Source organism: bacterium (genome assembly GCA_041649255.1).
Classification (GTDB): Bacteria; Hydrothermota; UBA3073; order JACQXS01; family JAQTXJ01; genus JAQTXJ01.
Genome location: JBAZNK010000013.1, coordinates 1 through 25,382, shown reverse-complemented (window position 1 = coordinate 25,382; position 25,382 = coordinate 1). Strand labels below are relative to the sequence as shown.

Below are 25,382 nucleotides of genomic sequence, written 5' to 3'. Positions count from 1 at the left end.
TTTGAGTAAAGTTAAACTTCTGCTACTTGGTTGGTTTTAACCGTACTTTTTACCTGGTCCACAAGCTGGGCAAATACCTCAGGCCTTTCTTGCGCAAGCCATGCTAATTCTTTCCTGTTGACCTGGAAGTTTAAAACTTTGAGTGCCGCAATAAATTTACTATAGGGAATACCTTGCTGCCTCACTGCTGCGTTTATCTGTAGTATGGATAGCTGGCGATGAGTTCTTTTCTTCTTCCGTCTATCCTGATAAGCATACATTAAGGACTTCATTACCTGCATTCTGGCTATTCTATAGCAGGAACTTCTCTTTCCTCTGTATCCCTTAGCAAGTTTTAACCATTTTTTTCTTCTGTGCCTTGTTTTTGGACCACCTTTTGCTCTTGGCATAATACTCTCCCTTTAAAAAATAATAGATTCTAAGGTAACAATATTTCTTATATTTGTCAAGAAAATTGAATTTTTTATTTAATCTTCCTGTAGGGTATCAACTTTTGCACCCTTGGTAAATCAGCTTCACTCACGTTTCCCGTCTTCTTTAAGTGTCTTTTTCTCTTTTTTGCTCTGCTTGTCAGCAAGTGAGACTTATTCGCATTTTTCCTCTTTATATCATGCGCTCTTGTTAGGAAGCGTTTTCGGGCTGACCGGTTTGTCTTTATTTTGGGCATATTTACTCCTTTTTGGTATAAGCAATAAATTCATTATTCTGCCGTCAAGTGTAGGGGATTGCTCAACTGAAGCAATATTTTCTAATGCCGCAGAACAGGTCGCAAGAATTTCTCTTGCCCTGTTTGCGTAAATTATTTCCCTACCTTTAAGCATAAGTTTTATCAATACTTTATCTCCGCGAGCCAGAAACTTTTCCGCCTGTTTCAATTTTACTTCTATATCCGCACTCTGGATATTCAAACTTACGTTTACTTCTTTTGTTGTGCTGGTTTTATGTTTCTGCCTGTCGCTTTTATGCTGCTCGTATTTATATTTTCCGAAATCAATTATTTTACAAACGGGAGGTTTATCGTAAGGAGCAATTTCCACTAAATCCAATCCTTTTTCATAAGCCCTTCTCAATGCTTCACTCCTTGATACAACTCCTGCCTGGGTCCCGTCAAAGTCTATAAGCCTGACTTCCGAAACCATAATCCTTTCATTTATTCTTAAATACTTCGGTTTGTTAAAATTTCCCACTTTCCTCCTTTGCTTTTTAAGCGTTTTTCATTATTGGTTATGGCAAATTTACCTGTGGTAAACAGGTATGTTGCGATTTTTCTTTAATTGAATCGATAAAACTATCAAGGCCGAATACACCTGTATCTCCTTTGCCGTGTTCTCTTACGGATACAGTATTTGTATCTTTTTCTTTATTCCCGATTATCAATATGTATGGTATTTTCTTCATACTTGCGTTTCTTATTTTTGCGCCTATCTTTTCTGCTCCAAGGTCTAATTTTACTCTTATGTCATTTGCAAGTAATTTTCCGTTTATGATTTTGGCGTATTCTTCCAATTCCTGTGAGACTGTGGCTATCATAACCTGTGTCGGGGCTAACCAGAAGGGAAACGCTCCGTTATACTGTTCAATGAGACAACCGATAAACCTTTCCATAGAACCAAGTATTGTACGGTGTATCATAATTATCGGGTGCGGTTTATTGTCTTCGCCTACATAGGTTACGTCAAATCTTGATGGTAGATTGAAATCAAATTGTATTGTAGTTGCCTGCCATTGTCTGCCGAGCGCATCTACAAGTTTAATGTCTATTTTAGGACCATAAAACACTGCTTCCCCTTCAGCCCTTTTATATTTTAATCCTCTTTTGTTTAAGACTTCTGCAAGGCTTTGTTCCGCAAGTTCCCATGATTCGTTACTGCCTGCGTATTTGTCTAAATTTTTCGGGTCCCTGACGGATAAATCTATATGATATTCGTTAAAGCCGAAAGTTTTCATCATAAAGTCGGTTAATTCAAGTATATCCGAGACTTCGGATTTTACCTGGTCTTCCCTGCAGAAAATATGCGCATCGTCCTGTGTGAAACCTCTCATTCTTAATAATCCCTGGACGACGCCGGATTTTTCGCATCTGTAAACGGTTCCGAGTTCGGCATATCGTATGGGCAATTCTTTATAACTGTGAATTTTGTTTTTATAAATCAGTATATGGAATACGCAATTCATTGGTTTCAGGACATAATCGTCTCCACCGAATTCCAGTTTGGTCATATGCTCGTAAAACTTCAAATGGCCGGATGTTTCCCATAGTCCTGCTTTTGCTATATGCGGAGACGTTACGATTTGGTATCCTCTTTTTGTATGTTCTTTTTCCCAGAAAGTTTCTATTGATTTTCTTATAATTCTGCCATTTGGAAGCCAGCATACAAGACCGGGACCGACTTCTTCAAAGATTTCAAATATTTCCAGTTCTTTGCCTAATTTTCTGTGGTCCCTGAGTTTTGCTTCTTCAAGTTTTTTTAGCGCATCTTCCAAATCCGCAACTTCAGGGTAACTTATTCCGTATATACGCTGGAGCATTGGGTTTTTTTCGTCACCTTTCCAGTATGCGCCGGCGACACTTAGTAATTTGAATGCTTTAACCATACCGGTAGATTCTATGTGTGGCCCTTTGCAAAGATCCGTAAAATTGCCTTGAGTGTAAACGGAAATAGTCCCTTCTAACTCTTTAATCAGTTCTACTTTGTAGATTTCATTTTGGGATTGGAAAAGTTTTAATGCTTCCTCTTTATTTATTTCTTTTCTTTCGAATTTATAGTTTGCTTTTATGATTTCCTGCATTTTGGCGGATATTTGTTTAAGGTCGTCTTCGATAAACTTATGTTTCAGGTCAAAATCATAGTAAAAACCGTTATCTATGGCAGGCCCGATTCCCAGTTTGGTATCGGGAAACAATTCTTTTACTGCGGCGGCAAGTATATGAGAAGTAGAGTGCCAGTATGTCTTCATTTCTTCTTCGTTAAAGTTATTCATAATAATATAAACATAATTTTTAGGAACATACCCATAATATGCCATATTGTCAAGAATAATCGTCAAGCAGAGAACAGAAAGTAGAGTTAGTTTAGTTAGTGGCGTTAGTTTAGTTAGTAAAAGATGGAACAGAAAACGGGTAGTCTTAAAGAAAGTTTTGCCAAGGTTAATTTTAATCCGTTAATTTTTAATTTAACTCTTGACAGAACACAAAAAAAATGTTAAATGAAAAATAATGTTGCTTTTTTACATCTTAACGCAAATAAGTACAGTTTCTTTAGCCACTACTCCCGGATTAACGATTATTCCTCCGTCAGAAGTTAAAGCATATGATAATCCTAATGATGACGGGAAGAGGGTAAATATTGAATGGACTTTATCGTCGAACGATTCTTTAATTAGCGGGTATGAAATATGGCGTTCAGAGGCAAAAGATTCAGGATATTACAAAGTAGGATATATAGGCCGAAAGAACTCATATTATCAGGATGTAATGGATGTCAAGGAAGGGGTTACATATTATTATGAAGTAAGGTGCAGGACTTCAAATTACGAATATTCTGAATTTACCTCTCCATCCGGGGGAGTAACTTCTTCTTCACAATGGTATAACACGGAGAAAACGAATGTGATGGTCGGGCTATTAGTATTTTCATTTATAGTTTTGTTTGCTATTTTTCAGGCGAGAAAAGGGAAGAAGTTATTCATTCGTAAAATTAGCGGTCTTGATGCGCTTGATGAAGCCGTAGGCAGAGCTACCGAAATGGGGAAACCCGTATTATATGTCCCGGGATTGGGTAGTGTCGGGGATATTGCGACTATTGCGGCTATAAACATTTTGTCTCAGGTTGCAAAAAAGACGGCAGAGTACAATACGCCGATCCTTGTTCCTAATTGCGACCCCATAGTAATGAGCGTTGTGCAGGAAGTTATAAAAGAAGCATATCTTGAAAAAGGAAGACCGGAAGGTTATAATCCGGATAATATATTTTATTTAGTTGGCAGTCAGTTTCCTTATGCCGCAGGCGTGGGTGGAATTATGATGAGAGAAAAACCCGCAACCAATTTGTTTATGGGGTATTTTGCGGCAGAAGCGCTTATTTTGGCCGAGACAGGAAACATAAGCGGTGCGGTTCAGATTGCGGGAACCGATGCAGTCACCCAGTTACCTTTTTTTATAACATCTTGCGATTATACGATTATGGGAGAAGAATTATATGCGGCATCTGCTTACCTTTCACAGGAACCTATGCTTGTAAGCAGTATCAAAGGACAGGATTATAATAAGTTGATTTTAATATTTTTCTTAATACTTGGCAGTATTTTTGGGTTAATGGGTAATACTTTTATATTAAACTTATTTCATAACTAAATAAAATATGCGAAAAGCTATACCACTCAGAATCTGTTTGGTTGCCGGTGTTGTAATGATAGTACAATTCTTTATCCCGCATAATTATTCACAAACTGTTTATAACTATACATTAGATTGGATAATGGTATCGGGTATATTTGCTATCGTTATAGGGTTACACAGTAACTTCCATCTTCATATCACAAGAATTGTTCGCAAGAGAAAAGGTTGGGGGTATAATGTAGTAACTATGGTTGCCACATTGTCTATGGCTTTTATTGGCATTGTATTCGGGGTAGGTTCGGATTCTTTGTTTATGAAAATTTATAGAAATATACAGGTTCCTATGTCTGCAACGATGTTTTCTCTACTTGGATTTTTTATGGCATCAGCTGCATTCAGGGCGTTTAGAGCAAAAACCAAAGAAGCAACCGTTTTGCTTATTATAGCGTTAATAGTAATGGTGGGCAGAGTTCCTCTTGGATATTTTTTGTGGCCTCATTTTCCGGATGTCGTTGAATGGATAATGATGTATCCTAATATGGCAGCCCAAAGAGGTATTGGACTTGGAATAGGACTTGGAGCAGCGGCAATGCAATTGAAAATACTACTTGGAATAGAAAGAGGATGGCTTGGAGGAGCAGGGGACTAGAAATATTATGTGGAATAAGTTGTTAAATCTTGATAGAAGGTGGATATTTGTCGTTACGTCTATATGTGTTATAGTGCCCTTCCTTTTGCCTATAGGGTTTCCTACGAATATAACACCGCCAACGCAAAGTATTTATGATAAAATAGAATCTACACCCAAAGATGGACCCGCAGTCATTGTATCTTTTGATGCTGATGCGGCAGCGCTTCCCGAACTTTATCCAATGGCGGTATCATTAATAAGGCATTGTTTTGTGAGTAACAAGAGAGTCATATTGTGGGGTATGAATATGGAGGGGGTAGGAATAATTCAGATGGCACTTGTGGATGTAAAAAAAGATTTCCCCGAGAAAAAATCAGGTGTAGATTATGTGCTTATGCCATATTTACCATTCCCGGCAATAGTTGTTATGAAAATGGGTGAGGATATTCATAAAGCGTTTAATACGGATTATTATGGTATGACGATAGACTCGTTGCCAATGATGAAGGATATAAGAAATTTTGACCAGATTTCACTTGTTGTGTCTATTACAGCAGCAAGCGCATGGGCAGTATGGGTATCTTTTGCAAACCAGAAATATGGTTGTAATGTAGCGACAGGAATTACTGCAGTAGGGGCTCCCGATTGTTATCCTTATCTACAGACGAAACAACTTATAGGTATGCTTGGTGGTATGAAAGGGGCGGCTGAGTACGAAACATTGGTTGAAAAGAAAATAGCGGGAGATGGTTTAACTTTCAAGACAAGAAAAGCCGCCTGCATTGGTATGGATACGCAGTCTGTTGTTCACATTGTAATGATAATATTTATAATGCTTGGCAATATAGCATATTTTGTAGTAAGGAGACAGAAAAATGTCGCATGATATATGGGTGTGGTTAGCCGCCATTCTTACGCTTTGTATTTTATCTTTTCTTTATAAGGATAACCCATTTTATAAATTTGCCGAATATTTGTTAATAGGAGTATCGCTTGGTTTTATTATTGCCCTTGATTGGTACAATATAATTATTCCAAAGATATGGATACCATTGAAACATCAACACCAATATCATTTGTTTATACCTGTTTGTCTTGGTTCGTTATATATTTGTAGGTTATTCCCGAAGTATGCGTGGTTATCAAGATGGCCTATAGCTTTTGCTTTAGGTGCAGGAATTGGTATGGGATTACCGCTTACTTTACAGGCGGGAATATTTAAACAGATACAATCAACAATGTTAAGCAGTTATTCAATTAGCGGTATTATAGCTTTTATCGGGGTAGTGGCAACGCTTATATACTTCTATTTTTCGGCAGAGCACAAAGGTTTTGTTGGCGGAGTGGCCAGAACGGGTATATGGTATGTAATGATTTCTTTCGGCGCAATATTTGGATATACCGTTATGGCACGAATGTCTTTGATAATCGGACGGTTTGAGTTCCTTTTACATAATTGGCTTGGCGTAATAAAGTAGTTCTTCTTTTATTCTTCTTATTCTCATATGAATTCCGGGGAATGTCCAAAATTCTAGGACGCAGATTTTCCCTCTGGATAACAAGCTCTAAGTAATCCAAGAGCTTGTAATCGCAGATGAACAGGATAAAAACAAATGCCAAATCAACCCCAAAGTTCAAAGCAGAAAACACAGAGAACCTAACAGAGTCCAGGGAATCGGATAGAATTTCCTAAAAACTAAAGTTTTAAGGGGCTTCTACCGGATAAGTTAAAGTAACTTCCTGACGGAACAAACTTTAATTAGCAGAAAAGCGATTTTTGGTTGAGAAACTAACAAATAAGAAGAGAGTTTCAGGGAGCGGAAGAAATGAATTTTTAGTTTAGGGGGTTCTTGTTAAAAGGGACTTTACATTCCCGTTAAAAGCCTGAAACAAAAAGTAATAATAGGCATAAGTATAAGATTTATAATGCCTATTGTTAAGAGGAATATCAGTATAAAAAAACCATAAGGTTCTATTTTTAAGTATTTTTCTTTTGCTTCATAAGGTAATATTTCTGCGAGAATTTTGGACCCATCTAACGGTGGTACCGGAATGAGATTAAAGAATGCAAGTAATAAATTTATTAGTATCCCGTAGCTTATAAAAGGGTTTGAAATGTGAAAGAATCGTATAAGAATAGATAATATAATTGCCAATCCGAAGTTGCTTAGTACTCCTGCAGAACTTACCCATAACATATCTTTCCGTAGATTATTAAAGTTATAAGGGTTTATAGGGACAGGTTTTGCCCATCCGATCATTATACCTGAGTGTGTTAAAAGCAAAAAAAGCGGTAAAATAATTGTGCCGAGAAGGTCTATATGTGGGATAGGATTAAAAGTAAGCCTGCCTGCATCTCTTGCAGTAGAGTCTCCTTTTTTCAGCGCTATAAATCCGTGAGCTATTTCATGAACTATAACAGAGAAAAAAAGAATTAGAAAATATAATAATTTTTCGACAATTAACATAAGGAACTAAATAACGCTACAGCAGTAAAAATCTAACCACTAACCTTTTCCAAAACAAGTCTTCCGTTTCGCTCCACCACCGCCAAGGCGGGGTGTCGTTTCACTCCAGATTGAAATCCCTAATCCACGTGAAGTGGAAAGGACTTTCAACTAGCCCAGTCCGCCTGAGGCGGATCGCAAAGTCTAACTAATAAGATAATATATTCCCGAATTCTCTTAAAAAACTAACTTTAAAGAATAACCCGGATAAGTTCATAGGAACATCAAACCATTCGGGGGCTTGTGTACTATCCTGTTTAGTTTCGTAATCTTTCGGTAAGTCTGGTAAATCTGCAGATTGTACATATTTATATCCCATAGAGAATTCTACTGCTAATCTTGGAGTTGGGATAAATTTAAGACTTGCTTTAACGACAGGTCCAGACATCATTCCTGATATGGGTATAGTGCAATTACTATCAGTTGCTGGTATCGCAATACCGAGAGAATCAAAAGCAGGACGATTATAATCCACCAGAGCCAGTTCATATCCTCCATTGATATAGAAATAAAGTAATGCCGGTAAAAGATAAATTCTATATCCAAAGAGACCGTCTACGGATTTTATTTCCAGGCTTTGTTTTCCGTCATACGATTTTTTTTCCGGGCACCATGTCCCATCCACAGAGACTAAAAATCTTTCCAGAAAACTTGAGCGGGCTTCTACTCCAATGATGTAATTTGAGTGTATTCTAGATTCTCCCTTCTTTACCAGCCATGTATTCAGTTCTTTCAGGGAAGCATTATAATAACCACCACTGAAGCCTATAGCTCCATTAAAGTTTAGTAAAAAAAGTAAAATGTTTATCATGGCTCTACATACCCAAGTGAGAAAGCCATTGTGATTACTTTTGGTTTGCAAACTTTATAACATAACCCACAACCTATACATTTTTCAAGTATTACTTTATGTTGGTTGTCTTGCAATCCATCAATAGCTTTTGTTGGGCATACCTCCTTACATTTTTCACATCCTGTACAATTACTTCCGATTATAGCTTTGGGGCGTGCTTTTAATTTATCAACTATAGCATGAGTCGAGCATTTGGATATACATATTCCGCAGTTCTTGCATAACTCAAATTCTATTTCCGCACGTCCATTTTTAATATCTATTGCCTTATAAGGGCAATTACGAACACATAAACCACAGACAATACAACCTACTTTACAAACTAACTTTTTAGTAAGATGGGATTCAGAAGAGTTACACCCTATATAAAGTTTCTGTTCTTTGGGTATAAGGATAAGTATGTTTCTTTGGCAAGCTTTTACGCATAGTCCGCATCCTGTGCATTTTTTCTCATCTAAGACAGGTAATCCATTTTTTCCCATACTAAGTGCGTTAAAACTACAAACCTTGACACAATCTCCGAATCCGATACAACCATAGGTGCAGGATAGAGGCCCGGACGATACTATATTAGCAGCATCGCATCTCATAATACCCCGGTATTCAAATCTTTGAAAGGTCTCTTTTTTCCCGCCGACACATTGTAATGCGGCAACTTTATGTTCAGATACTTCTATAGATAATATTTCTGATAGCTTTTGTGTAAGCTCATCACCTCCTACAGGGCATTTTCCAATTTCTGTTTCATTTTTTACTAATGCTTTGCCGTATCCTTTACAATCTACGAATCCACAAGTGCCACAATTTACTTTAGGCAGACAGTCCAGTATTTGAGACTCCTTTTCTGAGGTAAGTATGCTTAATTTTGCATAAGCAATAGCAAGTATCGTTGAAAATACTGCTCCAAAACTACCAAGTATTAAAACACTTTGTAACATATCTTAATTTTTTGTACCAAATCCTTGATTGATGCCCCTTAAGAATTCCTAAAATGTTTTTTTAGTAATTCTTCTAAATCAGGTTTTGTTGTTTCTTTTAACTCGTATTTTACCCTGATTCCGGGTTTGTTTATATCTATAAACCTTAACAAATCTATAGGAGTAGCAATTACAACAATATCGCAAGGAGTATTGTTTATAACAGTCTTAAGTTCATCTATTTGTTTGGCGCTATATCCCATAGCAGGCAACACTGCTCCGGTAGTGGTATATTTTTTATAAGTTTCCAGTATGGAACCTATTGCATAAGGTCTTGGGTCTACTATTTTTTTCGCCCCAAATCTCTTTGCTGCCACAAATCCTGCCCCGTATGCCATTCCTCCATGTGTAAGTGTTGGGCCGTCTTCAACTATAAGGACAGATTTGTTTTTTATTAAAGAGGGGTTATCCATAGTTACAGGAGATTCTGCTTCAATTATTGCTGCCCCGGGATTCATTTCATTAATATTGGCTCTTACCTTATCTACAGATGCTCTATCCGCGCTGTCAATTTTATTTATTACACTTATATCAGCCATACGTAAACAGGTTTCTCCTGGGTGATAAAGAACTTCGTGCCCTGCTCGCAATGGGTCTGCTATCGTTATCAGAAGGTCCGGTTTATAAAATGGGAAATCGTTATTTCCGCCATCCCATATTATTACATCGGCTTCTTTTTCTGCCTGTTCAAGTATTTTACCGTAATCTACTCCTGCATATACAATTATGTTTCTATCTATAAGTGGTTCAAATTCTTCCATTTCTTCAATAGTGCAAACTTTAAGGTCGTCATAAGTTGCAAATCTCTGAACTATTTGGTTTTTAAGGTCTGCATAAGGCATAGGATGCCGTATTACAACGATTTTTTTATTTAAAGAAAGCAAAATATCTGCTATCCTACGTGTGGTCTGTGATTTTCCGCATCCTGTGCGAACAGCTCCGGTAGCTATAAGAGGCTTGGAAGATTTTATCATTGTATCTTTAGGCCCGAGTAACCTGAAATCCGCACCGCATGCTAATGCAATAGAAGCTTTGTGCATAACGTATTCGTGAGGAACATCGGAATATGCAAACACTACGGAATCTACATCGTATTTTTTTATAAGTTCTACCAATTTATTTTCACTATAAATAGGTATGCCTAATGGGTATAAATCACCACAAAGTTCTTTTGGATAAGGTCTGTCTTCAATATCAGGAATTTGTGTTGCAGTGAAACATACTACTTCATAAAACGGGTTATTGCGGAAATAAGTGTTAAAATTGTGAAAATCCCTACCCGCAGCACCCATAATCAAAACTTTCTTGCGCATAGTACCTCGCTAATCCCTTAAAATAAGGCTTTATTTATTTCTTTTTATAATTATGTATGATATTAAATCTTATCTTATTGTCAAGATTAAAATGGATAATAGAAAAACATAATTAGTTTTTCTTGAAATTAGTTACAAATAGATAAGAAATATGCAATAAAATTGTTTTTAAAGACATAAGAAAAATAAAAACTTGACTTATAAAAATTATTATATTTTATTATACTATTAATGTAGTGGAATTTTAGGAGGGAAAAAATGTATCTTTTTGCGATTATAGTTATATTTATGATTGGGATATTCGGGATTATTTTTGGCGCCCAGAATACATCAGTAGTAACGGTTAAATTATTTAGCGCTAGTTATAGTATACCGCTTATATCTGTTATAATTATATCTTTTTGTGCCGGTGCCGTTCTTGCTTTTATACTTGCAATTATAGATGAAATAAGATTAAGAGGAAAGATAGGCAAGCAGCAAAAAGAAATGGAACACTTAAAAAAAGAACTTGGAACATTGAAGATTACAAGTGTTGTTGGAGAAGATGATGCTGATTTATCCGATAGTAAATAGGGAATAAAAGATGAGAAAAATAACCAATATTGAAAAAATTTTATTTGCTCAAACTTCTGAAGAGGAAGAAAAGACATTAAAAGAAATTATACAGGTAGACCCGACAAATGTTATTGCCTGTATAAGATTGGGAAATCTGCTAAGAGAGAGAGGAGATTATACCGATGCATTGAAATTACATAAGAGTTTGCTTGTTGAGCCTGTGGCAGAATTTAAAAAAGAGATTTATGTTAGTATGATAAAAGATTGTATAAGAGCAAAAAAAGATAAACTTGCCGTACCTTTTGTAAAAGAACTTCAAAAGATAGTTTCAAAGGATTATAGTATTCTTGAATTTTTATATAAATTCTATGAAGAGTTTTCATACTGGGATGAGGCGATAGAATTAAGAAAAAGGATTCTTGCCCTAAAAGGTAAAACGGATAATGAGAGTCTCGCCATTTTATATGCAATATGGGGTAATTCTTTGATAGAATCAGGAGATACGGAAAGAGGCATAAAACATTTTAAAGAAGCATTGGTTTTAGATAAATTGTGTTTGCCTGCTTTGTTATTGCTTGGAGATTTTTATTATGAAAGTGGGGAAGAGGAAAAAGGAATTGAACTCTGGCAGCAAGTCGTTGAAAATTTGCCTACTTACGCTTTTGTTGCTTTTGAAAGGCTTGAAAAAGCGTATTATGTAGGACACAATTATTCTAATCTTCTCTCGTCATATACTTCTTTTTTGAAACATCATCCGGACAACGTTCATGTATTGGTAAGGCTTGCCGAAATTTATGAAAAAATGGGTGAGGACGAAGAAGCAATTGATTTACTTGAAAGAGCAGGAGAAGTTAGTCCTTCAAATTTGCTTATTATGAAAACTTTATTTAAGTTCTATTATAACAATAATAGATATGAAGATATGTTTAAAAAAGGAACCGAATTATTTTCGCTTTCCTCCCCTCAATATAAAGATTTTAAGTGTTGTAAATGTGGGATGCAGTTCACAAAATTTGATTTCAGGTGTAGTAATTGTAAAAACTGGCTTACAATAAAGTAACGCTTCTTTTGTTTCACCTCTGATGTCGATTGTAAACTTTAAGTGACCGTGGATTTTCACGGATATAGAAAAAAGTTTTTCTATCAAACAGCCCTGCTTCATTTTCTGCCCAACAGAATTGTTATGTAGTAAATTATGGGCTAAAGCCCCGGAGACTTTTTGGGCTTGGTCTCCTCTAAAGGACGGGGTAATTTTAGAACAATTAACCGATTTATTTATGATATTTCAAATTTAAAATGGATTTTACTAATAGTTATAACAAGCAGGGATTTATTAGGATTTTGGATATACTCTACCCCTTATTAGCCAGACTATTTTTTATCTATGGGAATTATGGTTGGCGTAACAAAGATTATGAGGTCAGTTGTGTTTTTGGAAACAGCTACGGATTTAAACAATCTGCCTAATAATGGGATTCTGCATAAAAAAGGAATACCTGAAACTATTTTTCCTGTTTTCTCTTTTATTATTCCACCGATGACTGCAGTTTGATTATTGTTTACCATAAGAGTTGTTTTTGCTTCTTGGGCGAGAATAATAATTCCCTGGTCGGAGGTAGCTTCTGAAGATATATCCGATACTTCAGGATGAAGTTCCAAAACTATCTGATTATCCGGGTTTATATGTGGGGTTACGGTAAATTTTAATGCTACATCATAAAATTCTATAAGTTTATTTCCTGAACGGTCAAGTGTAATTATAGGTATTTTTTTACCTGAAAGTATCATTGCTTCTTCATTGTCCATTACTGCTATTTTAGGTTGAGAAAGAATATGCGCTTTATCTTGTGTTTCAAGCATCGTAATTAAAGCTCCAATACTTAAATCTTTTAGCAGAGTTCCAAATGTAACCTGTCCTGCCAAAGGAGTCAGCGCTTTAACTTCTCCCGTTATGGAAGAATTTATATCACCCGTAGGTATTATTCCTCCCGTTTTCCATGCGATTCCCATTTGGTCTACGACTTTATGGTCTATTTCAACTATTTTAGCCTCTATCATTACTTGTGGAGTAGGAATATCTACTTCATTTATAAGTTTTTCCGCGCGGTATATGGCTTCCGGGACATCCGTGATAATCAGGGAATTGCTGCGTTCATCGGTCTTCGCTTTACCACGCTCGGTTAACATTGAAGATATAGAACTTTCTATTTTTGAAGCTTTTGCATATTTCACTCTTAAAATTCTTGTCTCAAGCCCCATAATTTCTCTTTGGTTTTTACTTTCTTCCATAGTCATAACGCCGATAATATCTTTGTCTTCAACTGCCGTTAGACCATGTACCCTTAAAACAGTCTGGAAGGCTCTATCCCATGGAACACCTGCAAGTTGTATTGTTATTGTCCCGGCTACTTTTTCCGATGCCACAATGTTTACGTTTCCAAGCCTGGAAAAAGTTCTTAAAACCGTTCTTATGTCTGCATTTTCAAAAGATAAAGAAACTAAAGTTTGTCGTTCAGCTGCATAAATTTTATTTCCTGCTATAGTAAGTAATGTCAAAGTTAATCCCAGTATACAGATTTTTATTATTTTCACTTTTCCTCCTTATCGCTTCTTTCTTCTTTAGGTAGTAATTTTAGTGTTATTCTTTTTATGCCTCCAAATCCGTGCAAAGCAAAAGCTACATTATCTTTTTCTATTTTTTCCACTTTACCGTTCCAGACTCTATCTCCTTCGGATAAGATATAGCCTTTCCCATTCGGGTCTTGCGCTAAAGCGTATCGACTGTTAGGACTCCACATTATACCAACAATTGTAGCGACACTTACATCAAGCAGACTGTCACTGTGACCTTCTACTCCAAGCCATGGTCTGAACGGGTCTCTTTTGCCTCTGGAATTATAGCAAAAAGTTTCTTTTTTGGGGGCGGTAGTGTCTTGCATAACTATTGTGTCTGTTTCGTTGACAACGGAAGTAGAATCTTTTAATTCATTTTCCACAGTATTTATAGGAACTTCAGACGGTATATTTACGGCTTTTTCTCCAGGGGTATTTGGTGTAGAAACAGTTGGTGTAGAGGCGGAAGGATTTTTTGCAAATTTAATTTCCAGTCTGTTTTCTTCATAAGTTGTTAAATATTCTATTGGCCGAGAAAGGTCTATTACCACTCTTGTAACGGGGGTAGGTAGAGGTTTGTATTGACTGGCTCTAATTGAAACAAGAGGAAAGTTAACTAAGTTAAATTCTTCTTTTGCTCTTAATTTACAGGTTGCGTTTTCAAAGTCTATTACTATGCGTTCCGGATTATGAAAAGAAATGGTTTTATAATTATATGCATCCGTAAAAATAGTTATTCTTGCTTCTGAAGCGTCATCCTGGAATTTTACCTTATCTACGGTTGCTCCCTGTAAATTAGTTGCAATAATTATAGAGAGATTTATTGTAAAAAATAATTTTTTCATTGCATGGCCAATATCATTTTTTCTTTGTTATTTTTGATGAATCAACGAAAGATGGATTTGATGGGAGTGTATATGCGGTAGCTATGAAATCTACTTCCGTATACCTGTCTGCTTTTTTATTTGTGCTTAATTTGAATTTACTAACATTTACAAGTCTTTCTAATGCTGTTATTTTTGACAAGAAATAACCTAATTCGTGATAAGTGCAGTTTATTTTAATTTGAACCGGATTTTCTTTGTAAAAATTTGTTTGTTGTCCTCCTGGAAGTGGTTTAAACAACAAGAACTGAACATTGCTAAGTCTTCCTGCTTCAGCGATTCCTCTAAGCAGGTATGGCATTTCTTCTTCGCTTGGCAGGCATTTTGCGAGTGAATTCCATTGGTTTGTCATAGAATCCACAGCTATTCGAACACTTTTATATCTATTTACATAGCCTTTTGAAGTATCTAATAGCTTTGACACCTCCGAATGTTTTTTATTGAGTTTGGTTATAGATGTGGACTTAGGTTTAAATAAAAAATTAACGAATAAAAATACAAGAAGAACAACGAGCAAGCAGGATAATAATAATTTTTTCTTTACATCATTTGTCATTGTAGGTAATAATTTATTTTAAATATAACCTGTTGTCAAGCATATTTTTTATTTATGTTATAAATTGAAAATATTGTTCCCGGAGAGATTATTTTTTTAGTGAAGTATAATTATTTTTTCTACGACTTTAGCTTTTTCAGGAATCGTGCAGGCAATAAAATAAACACCTGTCTTAAAGTTGCTTATATCACGGGTTAAAATAAAATTAGAACTTGTTATGTCAAACGAAGATAATTGCATTATTCTACCGGTTAAGTCATATATTTCTAACTTTCCTCTACCACCGATTGTAGCGCAGGATATGTGCAAGTTAATAAATTTTGTGCATACCGGAGAGTTAGAAAATATTTTCAGATTATTTGCAGATGAATTTTTCTCTTCTATGCTTAATCCGCTGATTTTTATTTTTGCATAATGAATGGGGTTGTTATAATCGGTATAAGGGACTAATTGATGCCACCAACCGGTATAATTATTATTTGTTTGTGTATAAATGAAGCATCCTATGGAATCACTTGTCATTGTGAGTTCATAGGGTTTATTCCCTTTGGGAAGTTTGAGCTCCATCCCTTCATTTCCAATAGCTACAAGTGAATCCGGGACATTGTAAACATTGGAGTAAAAATCATAGAATTTATTTGCACCCTGGGTAAACAGGTAATGTCCCTCGTTGGGGTCCCACTTATTGTTGCCGTTGTCGTCAATGTATATTCCGACTTTGCTTATCAGGGAAGATTTTATACCGATAAACAAAGCTTCAGCATTATTCATAAAATAAAGTTTGCAAGTGTTTATAGAATCTCTTGTGTCTACACCCGATATGTCCGAGCCATCTATTACATTTGCATTGTTCCATTCCGCGCTGTCTATTGTTCCATCTACTGTTGGGGGAGAAGCAGAAATACCTGAAGACAATGAAGTAATTATGGGAAAGGATATAAGATTTTGTTTTAAGGTGTCATTTATTTTATTACCATCGGATAGGAGTTCGGTATAAACCCGAAGTTTATAGTTATTTCCTTTTTCTCCTATAAACATAGGGTTAAAACTTATCTGTATTATTGAGTCCGGTTTGATTAAGCTAAGATTTTTTTCATCCTGGTAGATAATAGTTCCTGCGGATTCAGCTATGCATTTAATCAGGAAATTGTTTTCTTCATATATCCCATAATTTTTAATATTAGCAACGGGTGTAATTTGTGTATCCGGTGGGATAATTGTTTGCAATTTTATTGAAATGGGAGAAATATCACTATAGGGTTTTTCTATAATTCCGACATTATCAATGAACCACCCGGTGTTATTTCCTATGCCGTCCGATATAAAATAATATTTTATTAAGACCGAGTCCCATGGAGGCAAGTAAAAATAAGTATTTTCCCATTGTTCTGAATTTCCTGTGAATACAGGTTCCTGTACAATTCCCCCGGGAGGATCCATAATTATTGAAGTATCGTATCCCGAGAGAGGAGAAAGCAATTGCCAATTTATGGAATCGCGAGAGATCTTTATATTTCCTCCATCACATAGATATTCGGTATTATAAAAATGTCGTATAACCAGAGTTGGATTGGAAAAATTGTAATTTTTAATTTTTAGCCAGGACGATAGTAATGTTAACTTTGCGTTGTTCGGGTACAAGCTGTCTATTTGCGTCCCGAAGCAATTATTTAATGAATTAGGTATGAACTGTGGATTTACAAATGTCCAGTTTCCTTGATAGTTACCGGAATCCAATAGAAAGTCTTCATAATAACCATTGTAATTCTGAACAATAAGTCGTATTGTCCAATTATATTTAGTTGTTTGTTTCCAACCCTGGCTGTTTGAATAGTAATAAGAGTTTCCTGTTGGGAAAGTTGTATCGCCTCCTATTCCGGGATACTCTGTCATATTTAATACAAACCATATTGGTATAGTATCACTGATGTTTGTTTTGATGGGGGTAAATTTCCATTCTCCCATAGAGGAATAAACAGTATCTGTTTCAGTTAAGGGTTGAGTGATATAGGGAAGTTCATTTTTTTCGTAGCATAAGCTTGCATAGTTAAAACCTCCCGGGTGATCAGCAAAAATAAGAATTCCTATGGTTCTAGATGGGGCATATGGAAGTGAGAACTTTACTGCTATTTTATCATCGTTGTAATTCCCTACGATATGAAAGGCATCAATTTGACTATTCTCATATTTTAGTGTATCAGTAGTTAAAAGCAATATAAATAGGAGCATATATAAAACTTAACACAAACTGGGGGAAGAAAATAATAATATAAAAATGCTAAAAAGGATTCAGTTCTAGTGCTTAATTCCTCTTCTTCGTCCTGCAGCACGTTCTCCTTTATACTTGAGTCCTTTTTCTCTCTTATAACCGGCCATCTCAGTTTCACTCTGGAATATGGCGCCACCATTTACGATTAAGTTTTTGCAATAAGCGGAACCAACTAGAACAGCATTTGTATCTAACTGAATTTTTCCGATTGCCTGAACTTTTCCTTTAACATAACCCTGGACTATGACATCATAAGCCATAAGGCTATCGCATTCTACATATCCTGTTCTTGTAACAACAACAACTCCATTTGCCAATATCGCACCCTTAACTCTACCTTTTACAGTAAGATTTCCCTGTGTTTCGATAATACCTTCAAAGTCTGAATCTTCCTGAAGGGTTGGATAGTTTGCACCGAAATTCTGTTCGGTTGCCTGACCGTCTCCGGTATCTTCAGCATATTCTTCTTGTTTACGAGAAGCACATCCCAATACTAACACCAACAAACCCATCAAAATTAAATGCTTTTTACTCATTTCTTCCTCCCATTTAGAAGACAAGAGAGATTATTTTAATAATAATTCCTTTAATAACTACGTCTGGTTCTAGTTTTAGCTCTTTTTACAGCTTTGGTTTTCTTTGCAACTACCGTTTTCTTTCCTTCTACTGTTTTAATTTCGCCCATAGAAGTTTTTGTGCTCATCATTGCACCTTTTTCTACTACAAGATTCCTGCACATAGCTTCTCCTGTGACAACAGCAGTCGGTTTTAAAACTAATTCTTCAGATGCCCAAACGCTTCCATCCACTCTGCCTTTAACTATTCCTGTTACGGTTTCTACGTTGCCTCTTATTTCACCTATTTCGGAAACCTGAATATCATCATCCAAAATGGCTTTGCCTTCAAGGATACCATCGATTTTTACTTTTCTTCCATAAAAAGTGCCTTTAAAGACGGCTTCTGAAGGGATAAGGCTGTATCCACCTTGAGACTGGACTTCTTCTGCTTGAGTTTCATCGGTAGCGCCTTCTTCTGTATATCCTAAATCCTCTTCGCCGGTATACTCATCTTGAGCAACTATTAAACTCGAACCTAATAGTAAAACGAAAACTAATAACAGCTTTTTATACATCCGTCACCTCCCAAAAATTTGTTTTAAAAATAATATTATCATAAATAGAAAAACTTAGTCACTTTGTCAAGCTTTTTTTGAAAAACAATTTTTAAAATCCTATTTTTTGCAACTAACTTGCAACTAACTATAGTATTAATAAAGGACACAATAATGAAATTTATAAGATTGTAAAGGATTTTTTTTAAAAACTACAATTAAGTTTTTTCTTGACACTAAAGCGAACCGAATTAGGTTATTGAAATGATTAAAGACAGGAAATATTAACAGATTATTGTGGTTTGATGCAGGGATGAGTAGAAAAAATTTCAAATATTTCAAATAGGTTTATAGGATAAATTAGAAAACAAGGGTAAAATATTTTTAATACATTTTCTTGTTAATTTAATTTTTTATAACAATTGTAACTAAATGTTGGCAAACTTTTTTAATCTTCCTCATACAATGAAAAAAAAGGAGGGAGATTTTTTTATAGTTAGTATTATACTACTTATTGCATTTATACTCAGATTCTATAAATTAGATGTTCATTCCTACCGTGCCGATGAAGTAGAGAGAATACTTTTTGCTTTAAAACCAGTAATAGAGATATTCAAAACGGATTTTCGTTCACCTATGTATTGTTTTATATTACACTGGTGGATTAGAATTTTTTCAGATTCGGAAATTGCAACTCGCTTACTTTCTGTTTTATTGAATGTTTTTACGATTATTCCTTTATATGCTCTTGTGTATAGATTGCGGGATAAGAAAACGGCTCAAATTTTTAGTATATTCATAGCGGTTTCGCCTTATTATATTTTACATTCAAGGATTGCGGAGAATTTTTCAATATTTTTGCTTTTCATTTCATTGTCCGTTTTGTTTTTTATAAAAATATTTGAAGATAAATTTAGTATTAAAAATTCAATCTTTTATGCATTTTCAACTATTTTTATGCTGTATTCCAGCCCAACCGGGTTGGTTATATTGTTATTTGAGTGGGTATGGTTTTTCCAGAAGTGGCGATTTACAAGAATGACTTTAAGAGTATGGCTTATTATTCAGAGTTGTATTTTCTTAGTCTATACTCATTGGTTATCTTTAATTTTTTCGGAACTTTATTCCGGCTGGGCAGCATTTGATCGACTGTCCCTAAAAGGTGGATTTATAGGCAGACTCGCATATGCAATTTACAGTTTTACCATAGGACAGACTATTTATCCCTGGAATTGGAGGCTTGTCATTCCGGTGATAATTATATTTGCAGTTATTAGTATGTTTGCAATCAGGACATTAAAAGGAAAATACAGGATAGTATCATTTATTGTCCCTTTATTTATTATTGGTTTATTACCTGTTTTTTCAAATCGTGGGGCGCCGGAATATTGTATTGGGTCATCCATAGCTTATTATATATTTATTGCCGTGGGTATTTCTGTTTTAAAAAAACGGTCTCTTGCGCTAGGTGCGATTATTCTCATTTATTTAAATGGTTGCTCGATTTTTAATTTATATAAAGACAGGGAATATTTAAATCAAAGTTTTACCGATGACTGGCGCAAAGTTGCGTATTTTGTGAATAATGTTGTTGACTCTTATCCCGAATATATAAAAAATGATTCGTTAAATTTGTCTTCACCGCCGGAGCGGAATGTCCCATTCACTATAGTGGTTTATAGACCGGGACCTTTTATGTGGTATTATAAAAAAGCAGGACGTTCCACGAATAAAACATCAGGCGTTGACTCTTTAAAAATGGCGTTTTACAAATCAGTTTCCCGTAATTATCCCAGAGTTCCAAGTCCAGTCGTTGTTTTTAAACCATCTCATCCGAATCTGGTTATAAAGAAAGCTATGAATACGAATATAATATTCGTAGAAAACATAGAAAGCGGTTCTTTTGCTTATGAGAAAAAAGGGTTAAGTGTTTTTAGTAAATGGCTTAATGCTAATTGCAATCAGTTATTTGTTGCAAATTTTTGGGAAGATAAAGGATATAAAGAAAAAAAGAAATTATTAAAAAGAGATTTGCCGGAATACAGGATGAAGGTTTCGTTGTATACTCCAAAAGTTTTACCGGTTAAATAAAACAGGTAAATTCCCTAATTTATTAACTTATAGAATATGAAAACAACAACGGATTTATTTTTAATAGGCATTACGCTTGCGTGGGGACCATGTTTTTGTTCCTGCACTCCGTTGGTTTTGACATATCTTGTCGGAACAGGTGTGGAAATTAAAAAAAATTGGTTTAGAGTGTTTATAGAGGTGCTGGTATTTTGTCTGACCAGAACTATTGTATATATTTTGATAATAGTTATTGCATTTTTAGTCGGGCATAAAATAATAAGAAGCTGGTATGAAATCGGGTACGGGAAGTTTTTGTATTATATCACAGGGTTCATTACTATAATATTTGGTATTGTTTTGTTACTTGGTAAAAAGGAGAGTAATAATTTTTGTTCAAGATTTTTATGCAATACCAGGAATAAAATTACTAATATATGGGGAGTAGCTTTATTGGGGATTGCTGTGGGAATAGCGCCGTGTATTCCTTTGTTCGGGGTTGTTAATTATGTAGTATTTGAAGCGAAAAATTTGTCACAGGCGATTCTTTATGCCGGGTGTTTTAGCGCGGGAATGCTTTTAAGTCCTTTAATACCTCTTGGCATAATAGCAAGCGCAGTTCCTTCTTTTTTGAAAGGGAATAAAGTTCTTGTCTTCTTTTCGTATTTATGCGGGATAATGCTTATTTACTTTGGAATAAAATTGATTTGGAGGTAGGTAATTTTTATTTCAAGTTATTCTTTAAAATACAGGTATATTTCTTTAGTAACCACTGAGCCGAAGACTCCAAACCCGCTATTTAATCCTACTCTTTTCGTATTGCCGGAACTACCCATCATTCCCATTCTATTGCCTTCATACTGTGTGTAGTTCTTGTCGTAAAGCTTGACTTCTACCTTATAGAGACCTTCTTTGAGGTCAAACCAGTAGAATGGTCCAATTAACAAACTGTCTGATTCCGTCGAACCGCGTTCTGTAATAATGCTGTCCCTGTCTTCCCGATAGACAGTAAAATGAGAATAAGTATTTGGAGTATTTTTAACTACCAGAGAATCCAATTGGTTAACTGTATCATTATTTGTTGGGTGTAATATTATAATGGAGTCCGGGATAACCGTTGTCCCGCACACGCTGTCAAATCCGTCTGCTTTAACGCAGATATTAATGGTGTCCATAGGGTTTAATACGATTGAATCAGTGGAAATATATAGACTATCTGATAAAGATAAAGTATCTATAAAATTCTTACCCGATAAGATTACTATTGCATTTTCTATACATTTTTGGGATTGTTCGTCTAATTTATAAGTTCTATTTACCATTACACTTTGTATGGATTTTCCTTGTTTTAGGACAGAGAATACATTAAGCACATTCGTATAACTCTCAACTGCCGTATGTTCACAGCCTGCCGTAAACAGAATCAATACTAATAATAATTTTTTCATATTTTATTTGTCTTAAAAATTGATTGTTAGTCCACAGTTAGGTATTAATATAGGCAGTATAGAGATTTCTTGTTTCTTTGGAGGATCATAAATTATTTTATCAGGGCCCTCGCCTTCTTCGGTAATCCAGTTATAAAAGAGCACATTTTTCTGCACATATACATTTACTACTCCAAAATACATAGAGCCTTTCCAGTGTAGTAGTGGGAGGGTAATGCTTCGCTCTGCTTCTATATCCAGTCTGTGAGATGCAGGCAATCTGCAGGCATCTCTTTGTCCTTTTACAAGTTCCCAACTTGATGAACCATCGTCATAATATTTTTTGTATCTTGCCAAATCATTTGCAAAAGGTGAGCCTGTGCTTATATACCACTTGAGATTGAAATTATATTTTTTATAAGAAGTTCCTAGAACTATATTAAAATTATGTCTTTTATCATAACTCGGGAAATAAGATGAGCTGTCTGTGCTTCGTCTTGTGAGTCCAAGTGTATAATTCAGCCATCCGTGGACAAAAGAAAAAGACTTTTTGTATTGGAGTCCAATACCTGTTGCATACCCATTTGTAACTTTCAAACTTTCAGGGGGGTAAGAAAAAAATCCCATTTCTTCTGCGCTTGAAGGGGGTGTCAATAAAGAAGTATATTTTTTATAATATCCGTCTATTGAAAATTCGCCATCTTCGCCTATCCACTGTGCTAATCCAAGTGTAAAATGCCATGCTTCAGGCGGGGAATGTTTTGCATCCAGAGGTTTCCACATATCGTAAAGCGAGAAAAAAGATTCCTGAGAATTTGTTGTATACATAAACTGATGATAGCGCCCTATTTCAAACTTCAGGGATGTATTTTGTCTTAAAAGATAATTAATTCCCATAGATGGGTCTAATGCGGTTTTATCTCCCGTTGAATAATATATTCCTCTCAAACCTGCACGAAATGTAAAAAGAGGCGAAAGTTCTATCTTGTCTTCTATGTAAATTGCAGATTTAGTAGAATAAGTTGGTGTCGGAGAAGAATTATATGTTGTATCAAAACTAATTTCCTGGTTGTCTGTAAATTTGTTCTGCATTACATCGAATCCCATATTTATAGTATTTTTAGGATTCAAGTAGTAGGTTAAATCTCCTTTGAGACTGTAATCAAGGATTTCCTGTTTCATAGAAAATTTCATAGTATCATTTATAGTATTACCAAAGGTATCTATCATTGTCTCATTTAGAAGAAAGCCAAACTCTGTGAAAAAATTACTTGTAACTCCGACAATTTCGCCGTATAGTTTTGGGGTAAATATTTTCCTCCATCTGCCGGATAATCCCTGGTTTCCCCAGTTCATATTAATTTTTCCAATTTCTTCGTCCTTTGGTTGTCCATTTTCCTGACTTTTCTGAGTTATTGAGACATCTACTATATCTGCTCCACCGAAACCTGTCAGGGTGAATCTGTCAGACTGAGAAGGGTTGAAATTTATTTTTGTTACTCCATCCCAGAAATAATAAGGTAAACTTATATCGTTATTAAAAAGCTTTGAATATCCCCATACTATAAGATCAAGATAGCTTCTTCTTCCGCTTACAAGAAAAGAGCCTTTAGGTATTGGCCCTTCAACGAGAAATTTTGAGCTTATAAGTCCTATGCTGGCGCTTCCCGTATATTTTTTATTATTCCCCTCTTTTGTTTCTACTTCTATGATTGAGGACAGCCTATCTCCGTACCTTGCAGGGAAACTTCCGGAAAAAAGTTTTACATCTGCAACGGCATCCGGATTGAATGTAGAAAATAAACCGAATAAGTGTGTAGAAGCGTTATAAATTGTTATTTTATCAAGCAATACGAGATTTTCGTCGGGACTTCCGCCTCTTATGTAGAGCTTATTTGACAAATCATTTAATGCAATAACGCCTGGCATTGTCTGGATTATCTTCATCAGGTCGCCTTCAAAGAATTTCGGGATTGTCTTGATATCGCGGATTGTGAATTCGGTTTTACTGCCTTCTACATTTTTTTCAAATCCCATTCGTTTGGCAGTAATGGTAACTTCTTTCATTTTTATGACATCAGGGGCAAGTTCAAAGTTGAGAGTAATATTCGTTTCTTTTATTTCGATATCTTTTTTGATGGTTTTGTAGCCCATATATAACGCAACTATAGTATATTTCCCGGAAGGGACATTCTGTATAACGTAATATCCTTTTTCACTTGAGGAACTTCCTATTATTGTTCCTTCCAAGTAGATATTTGCGTAAGCGAGTTTTTCTCCGTTGGAAGAATCTTTTACAAATCCGTTTATATGAGAGCCAAATGCCTTAGGAGAAAAACAAATTAAAAGAAAAAGTATAGAAAAATGTTTCATATAATCTTATGTATGAACATGACTAAAAAAAAATGTTTTGTCAAGGTTTCATCTCTGCAGTTTAATTAGCAATATTCATGACAAAATATTTAAATAGGAGGAGAAATTCGCTGATAATAAGGTTTTAATAGTTATGTCTAATTTTAAGATGAGAACACAATTAAAAATATTGCACATATTTTGTGCAATTAAAAAATAGATAGAGATTTTACTAAGCAAGACAAAAATACAACTAATTCTTATAAGTAAGAAACCTTAATACAAAACGAAAAATGGGAATGCATGAGAGAGCAAATAAATAGGCTTTATTATAGAATCGTCGCACAAAAATGGTGCAATAAGTTTTCAATATGGAATTAATTCATTTTGCGGACAAATGATAAAATATAGGAAATATACGAGTTTTTATACTTTTATACTTGACAAGATAATAAAATAGGGTATTGAATAAAGGTGTATTGATTATAACGTTTTAGTAAGAAGTTGGGGTGGGATGGTTTTTGTTCATAGCCTTTCATTTCCAGAGCAGTAAAAAAGGAGAGAGATGGGAAAGAAATTGTATGTAGGGAATCTTCCCTACGAAGTGACAAATACTCAGTTACAAGAGTTATTTGCCAAGGCAGGAAAAGTTGAATCTGTAAACATAATTATGGATAACTTCTCCGGCAGAAGCAAGGGATTTTGTTTTATTGAAATGTCAAGTGACGAAGAAGTCGCAAAGGCATCGGAAATGTTTAATGGCTATGAACTTTCCGGGAGACAGATCGTAGTAAACGAAGCAAGACCGAAACCCGAATTCAAAAGCAGAGAAGGCGGCGGCGGTGGTGGTTATTCATCAGGCGGCGGCGGCGGATATGGTGGCGGCGGCGGATATGGCGGCGGCGGCGGTGGTGGCTTCGGCGGT

At 35.4% G+C, this 25,382-nt stretch carries 25 protein-coding genes; 9 read left to right on the top strand and 16 right to left on the bottom strand.

Annotation, left to right across the window (positions count from 1 at the left end):
* Positions 1-11 precede the first annotated feature (11 nt).
* The 4 genes from rplT to thrS all read right to left on the bottom strand — a co-directional run bounded on the left by rplT (position 12) and on the right by thrS (position 2,982).
* Positions 12-389, bottom strand: coding sequence for a 50S ribosomal protein L20 (gene rplT / locus WC614_09490; protein ID MFA5033242.1), 378 nt, complete (start codon positions 387-389; stop codon positions 12-14).
* Positions 390-463: 74 nt separating this feature from the next.
* Positions 464-667, bottom strand: coding sequence for a 50S ribosomal protein L35 (gene rpmI / locus WC614_09485; GenBank protein MFA5033241.1), 204 nt, complete (start codon positions 665-667; stop codon positions 464-466).
* Positions 609-1,187: a translation initiation factor IF-3 gene (infC, locus tag WC614_09480; protein ID MFA5033240.1), complete on the bottom strand. Its 579-nt coding sequence runs from the start codon at positions 1,185-1,187 to the stop codon at positions 609-611. The genes rpmI and infC overlap by 59 nt, the downstream gene beginning before the upstream one ends.
* A 37-nt stretch (positions 1,188-1,224) precedes the next feature.
* Positions 1,225-2,982 (bottom strand): threonine--tRNA ligase, encoded by a 1,758-nt coding sequence (thrS, locus tag WC614_09475; GenBank protein ID MFA5033239.1) that lies wholly within the window; start codon positions 2,980-2,982, stop codon positions 1,225-1,227.
* A 235-nt stretch (positions 2,983-3,217) separates the two neighbouring features.
* Between thrS and WC614_09470 the strand changes: the two genes are divergently transcribed.
* The 4 genes from WC614_09470 to WC614_09455 are packed head-to-tail and all read left to right on the top strand — an operon-like array spanning position 3,218 to position 6,448.
* Positions 3,218-4,354 (top strand): fibronectin type III domain-containing protein, encoded by a 1,137-nt coding sequence (locus WC614_09470; protein ID MFA5033238.1) that lies wholly within the window; start codon positions 3,218-3,220, stop codon positions 4,352-4,354.
* 7 nt (positions 4,355-4,361) lie between these two features.
* The gene (locus tag WC614_09465) at positions 4,362-4,988 is read left to right on the top strand and encodes a hypothetical protein (GenBank protein ID MFA5033237.1); all 627 of its coding nucleotides are present in this window, start codon (positions 4,362-4,364) and stop codon (positions 4,986-4,988) included.
* 7 nt (positions 4,989-4,995) lie between these two features.
* Entirely contained in the window at positions 4,996-5,856 is an 861-nt protein-coding gene (locus WC614_09460) for a hypothetical protein (protein MFA5033236.1), read from the top strand.
* Positions 5,846-6,448 carry a hypothetical protein gene (locus tag WC614_09455; GenBank protein ID MFA5033235.1) on the top strand — a complete coding sequence of 201 codons (603 nt, stop codon included), beginning with the start codon at positions 5,846-5,848 and terminating at the stop codon, positions 6,446-6,448. The genes WC614_09460 and WC614_09455 overlap by 11 nt, the downstream gene beginning before the upstream one ends.
* Before the next feature lie 387 nt (positions 6,449-6,835).
* Here the strand turns inward: WC614_09455 and WC614_09450 are convergent, their stop codons facing one another.
* The 4 genes from WC614_09450 to WC614_09435 all read right to left on the bottom strand — a co-directional run bounded on the left by WC614_09450 (position 6,836) and on the right by WC614_09435 (position 10,620).
* Complete coding sequence (locus WC614_09450) at positions 6,836-7,438, bottom strand: site-2 protease family protein (protein MFA5033234.1); 603 nt, start codon at positions 7,436-7,438, stop codon at positions 6,836-6,838.
* 187 nt (positions 7,439-7,625) lie between these two features.
* Positions 7,626-8,288 carry a hypothetical protein gene (locus WC614_09445; GenBank protein MFA5033233.1) on the bottom strand — a complete coding sequence of 221 codons (663 nt, stop codon included), beginning with the start codon at positions 8,286-8,288 and terminating at the stop codon, positions 7,626-7,628.
* On the bottom strand, positions 8,285-9,268 hold the full coding sequence (locus WC614_09440) for a 4Fe-4S binding protein (protein ID MFA5033232.1): 984 nt from the start codon (positions 9,266-9,268) through the stop codon (positions 8,285-8,287). The genes WC614_09445 and WC614_09440 overlap by 4 nt, the downstream gene beginning before the upstream one ends.
* A 38-nt stretch (positions 9,269-9,306) precedes the next feature.
* On the bottom strand, positions 9,307-10,620 hold the full coding sequence (locus WC614_09435; GenBank protein ID MFA5033231.1) for a cyclic 2,3-diphosphoglycerate synthase: 1,314 nt from the start codon (positions 10,618-10,620) through the stop codon (positions 9,307-9,309).
* Positions 10,621-10,878: 258 nt separating this feature from the next.
* Between WC614_09435 and WC614_09430 the strand changes: the two genes are divergently transcribed.
* Entirely contained in the window at positions 10,879-11,193 is a 315-nt protein-coding gene (locus WC614_09430) for a LapA family protein (GenBank protein ID MFA5033230.1), read from the top strand.
* Between the two features lie 10 nt (positions 11,194-11,203).
* Complete coding sequence (locus WC614_09425; protein MFA5033229.1) at positions 11,204-12,235, top strand: tetratricopeptide repeat protein; 1,032 nt, start codon at positions 11,204-11,206, stop codon at positions 12,233-12,235.
* Positions 12,236-12,546: 311 nt separating this feature from the next.
* On the opposite strand, the gene WC614_09420 is transcribed toward WC614_09425, so the two are convergent.
* The 6 genes from WC614_09420 to WC614_09395 form a co-directional block, all read right to left on the bottom strand.
* Positions 12,547-13,767: a secretin N-terminal domain-containing protein gene (locus WC614_09420; protein MFA5033228.1), complete on the bottom strand. Its 1,221-nt coding sequence runs from the start codon at positions 13,765-13,767 to the stop codon at positions 12,547-12,549.
* Positions 13,764-14,633, bottom strand: coding sequence for an AMIN domain-containing protein (locus tag WC614_09415; GenBank protein MFA5033227.1), 870 nt, complete (start codon positions 14,631-14,633; stop codon positions 13,764-13,766). The genes WC614_09420 and WC614_09415 overlap by 4 nt, the downstream gene beginning before the upstream one ends.
* A 13-nt stretch (positions 14,634-14,646) precedes the next feature.
* Positions 14,647-15,228: a type 4a pilus biogenesis protein PilO gene (gene pilO / locus WC614_09410; GenBank protein MFA5033226.1), complete on the bottom strand. Its 582-nt coding sequence runs from the start codon at positions 15,226-15,228 to the stop codon at positions 14,647-14,649.
* 96 nt (positions 15,229-15,324) lie between these two features.
* The gene (locus WC614_09405) at positions 15,325-17,457 is read right to left on the bottom strand and encodes a T9SS type A sorting domain-containing protein (GenBank protein MFA5033225.1); all 2,133 of its coding nucleotides are present in this window, start codon (positions 17,455-17,457) and stop codon (positions 15,325-15,327) included.
* Between the two features lie 66 nt (positions 17,458-17,523).
* Positions 17,524-18,033 carry a polymer-forming cytoskeletal protein gene (locus WC614_09400; GenBank protein ID MFA5033224.1) on the bottom strand — a complete coding sequence of 170 codons (510 nt, stop codon included), beginning with the start codon at positions 18,031-18,033 and terminating at the stop codon, positions 17,524-17,526.
* Between the two features lie 50 nt (positions 18,034-18,083).
* Complete coding sequence (locus WC614_09395) at positions 18,084-18,629, bottom strand: polymer-forming cytoskeletal protein (GenBank protein ID MFA5033223.1); 546 nt, start codon at positions 18,627-18,629, stop codon at positions 18,084-18,086.
* A 444-nt stretch (positions 18,630-19,073) separates the two neighbouring features.
* On the opposite strand from WC614_09395, the gene WC614_09390 reads away from it, so the two are divergent.
* On the top strand, positions 19,074-20,699 hold the full coding sequence (locus WC614_09390) for a glycosyltransferase family 39 protein (protein MFA5033222.1): 1,626 nt from the start codon (positions 19,074-19,076) through the stop codon (positions 20,697-20,699).
* A gap of 36 nt (positions 20,700-20,735) precedes the next feature.
* Positions 20,736-21,395, top strand: a complete 660-nt coding sequence (locus WC614_09385; protein ID MFA5033221.1) for a sulfite exporter TauE/SafE family protein — start codon at positions 20,736-20,738, stop codon at positions 21,393-21,395.
* 17 nt (positions 21,396-21,412) lie between these two features.
* Here the strand turns inward: WC614_09385 and WC614_09380 are convergent, their stop codons facing one another.
* Positions 21,413-22,126 carry a hypothetical protein gene (locus tag WC614_09380; GenBank protein MFA5033220.1) on the bottom strand — a complete coding sequence of 238 codons (714 nt, stop codon included), beginning with the start codon at positions 22,124-22,126 and terminating at the stop codon, positions 21,413-21,415.
* Positions 22,127-22,138: 12 nt separating this feature from the next.
* Complete coding sequence (locus tag WC614_09375; GenBank protein MFA5033219.1) at positions 22,139-24,478, bottom strand: TonB-dependent receptor; 2,340 nt, start codon at positions 24,476-24,478, stop codon at positions 22,139-22,141.
* A 544-nt stretch (positions 24,479-25,022) separates the two neighbouring features.
* Between WC614_09375 and WC614_09370 the strand changes: the two genes are divergently transcribed.
* The coding region (locus tag WC614_09370; GenBank protein ID MFA5033218.1) for an RNA-binding protein at positions 25,023-25,382 on the top strand (360 nt) is incomplete at its 3' end.

Excerpts from the sequence above, each read along its gene's own strand:
- WC614_09445 (MFA5033233.1), bottom strand. The coding sequence starts at position 8,288 with ATGATAAACATTTTACTTTTTTTACTAAACTTTAATGGAGCTATAGGC.
- rplT (MFA5033242.1), bottom strand. The coding sequence starts at position 389 with ATGCCAAGAGCAAAAGGTGGTCCAAAAACAAGGCACAGAAGAAAAAAA.
- WC614_09425 (MFA5033229.1), top strand. The coding sequence starts at position 11,204 with ATGAGAAAAATAACCAATATTGAAAAAATTTTATTTGCTCAAACTTCT.
- WC614_09390 (MFA5033222.1), top strand. The coding sequence starts at position 19,074 with ATGAAAAAAAAGGAGGGAGATTTTTTTATAGTTAGTATTATACTACTT.
- thrS (MFA5033239.1), bottom strand. The coding sequence starts at position 2,982 with ATGAATAACTTTAACGAAGAAGAAATGAAGACATACTGGCACTCTACT.
- WC614_09385 (MFA5033221.1), top strand. The coding sequence starts at position 20,736 with ATGAAAACAACAACGGATTTATTTTTAATAGGCATTACGCTTGCGTGG.
- WC614_09405 (MFA5033225.1), bottom strand. The coding sequence starts at position 17,457 with ATGCTCCTATTTATATTGCTTTTAACTACTGATACACTAAAATATGAG.
- WC614_09400 (MFA5033224.1), bottom strand. The coding sequence starts at position 18,033 with ATGAGTAAAAAGCATTTAATTTTGATGGGTTTGTTGGTGTTAGTATTG.
- WC614_09395 (MFA5033223.1), bottom strand. The coding sequence starts at position 18,629 with ATGTATAAAAAGCTGTTATTAGTTTTCGTTTTACTATTAGGTTCGAGT.
- WC614_09430 (MFA5033230.1), top strand. The coding sequence starts at position 10,879 with ATGTATCTTTTTGCGATTATAGTTATATTTATGATTGGGATATTCGGG.
- pilO (MFA5033226.1), bottom strand. The coding sequence starts at position 15,228 with ATGACAAATGATGTAAAGAAAAAATTATTATTATCCTGCTTGCTCGTT.
- WC614_09440 (MFA5033232.1), bottom strand. The coding sequence starts at position 9,268 with ATGTTACAAAGTGTTTTAATACTTGGTAGTTTTGGAGCAGTATTTTCA.
- WC614_09450 (MFA5033234.1), bottom strand. The coding sequence starts at position 7,438 with ATGTTAATTGTCGAAAAATTATTATATTTTCTAATTCTTTTTTTCTCT.
- WC614_09470 (MFA5033238.1), top strand. The coding sequence starts at position 3,218 with ATGTTGCTTTTTTACATCTTAACGCAAATAAGTACAGTTTCTTTAGCC.
- WC614_09465 (MFA5033237.1), top strand. The coding sequence starts at position 4,362 with ATGCGAAAAGCTATACCACTCAGAATCTGTTTGGTTGCCGGTGTTGTA.
- WC614_09435 (MFA5033231.1), bottom strand. The coding sequence starts at position 10,620 with ATGCGCAAGAAAGTTTTGATTATGGGTGCTGCGGGTAGGGATTTTCAC.
- rpmI (MFA5033241.1), bottom strand. The coding sequence starts at position 667 with ATGCCCAAAATAAAGACAAACCGGTCAGCCCGAAAACGCTTCCTAACA.
- WC614_09460 (MFA5033236.1), top strand. The coding sequence starts at position 4,996 with ATGTGGAATAAGTTGTTAAATCTTGATAGAAGGTGGATATTTGTCGTT.
- WC614_09455 (MFA5033235.1), top strand. The coding sequence starts at position 5,846 with ATGTCGCATGATATATGGGTGTGGTTAGCCGCCATTCTTACGCTTTGT.
- WC614_09380 (MFA5033220.1), bottom strand. The coding sequence starts at position 22,126 with ATGAAAAAATTATTATTAGTATTGATTCTGTTTACGGCAGGCTGTGAA.
- WC614_09415 (MFA5033227.1), bottom strand. The coding sequence starts at position 14,633 with ATGAAAAAATTATTTTTTACAATAAATCTCTCTATAATTATTGCAACT.
- WC614_09375 (MFA5033219.1), bottom strand. The coding sequence starts at position 24,478 with ATGAAACATTTTTCTATACTTTTTCTTTTAATTTGTTTTTCTCCTAAG.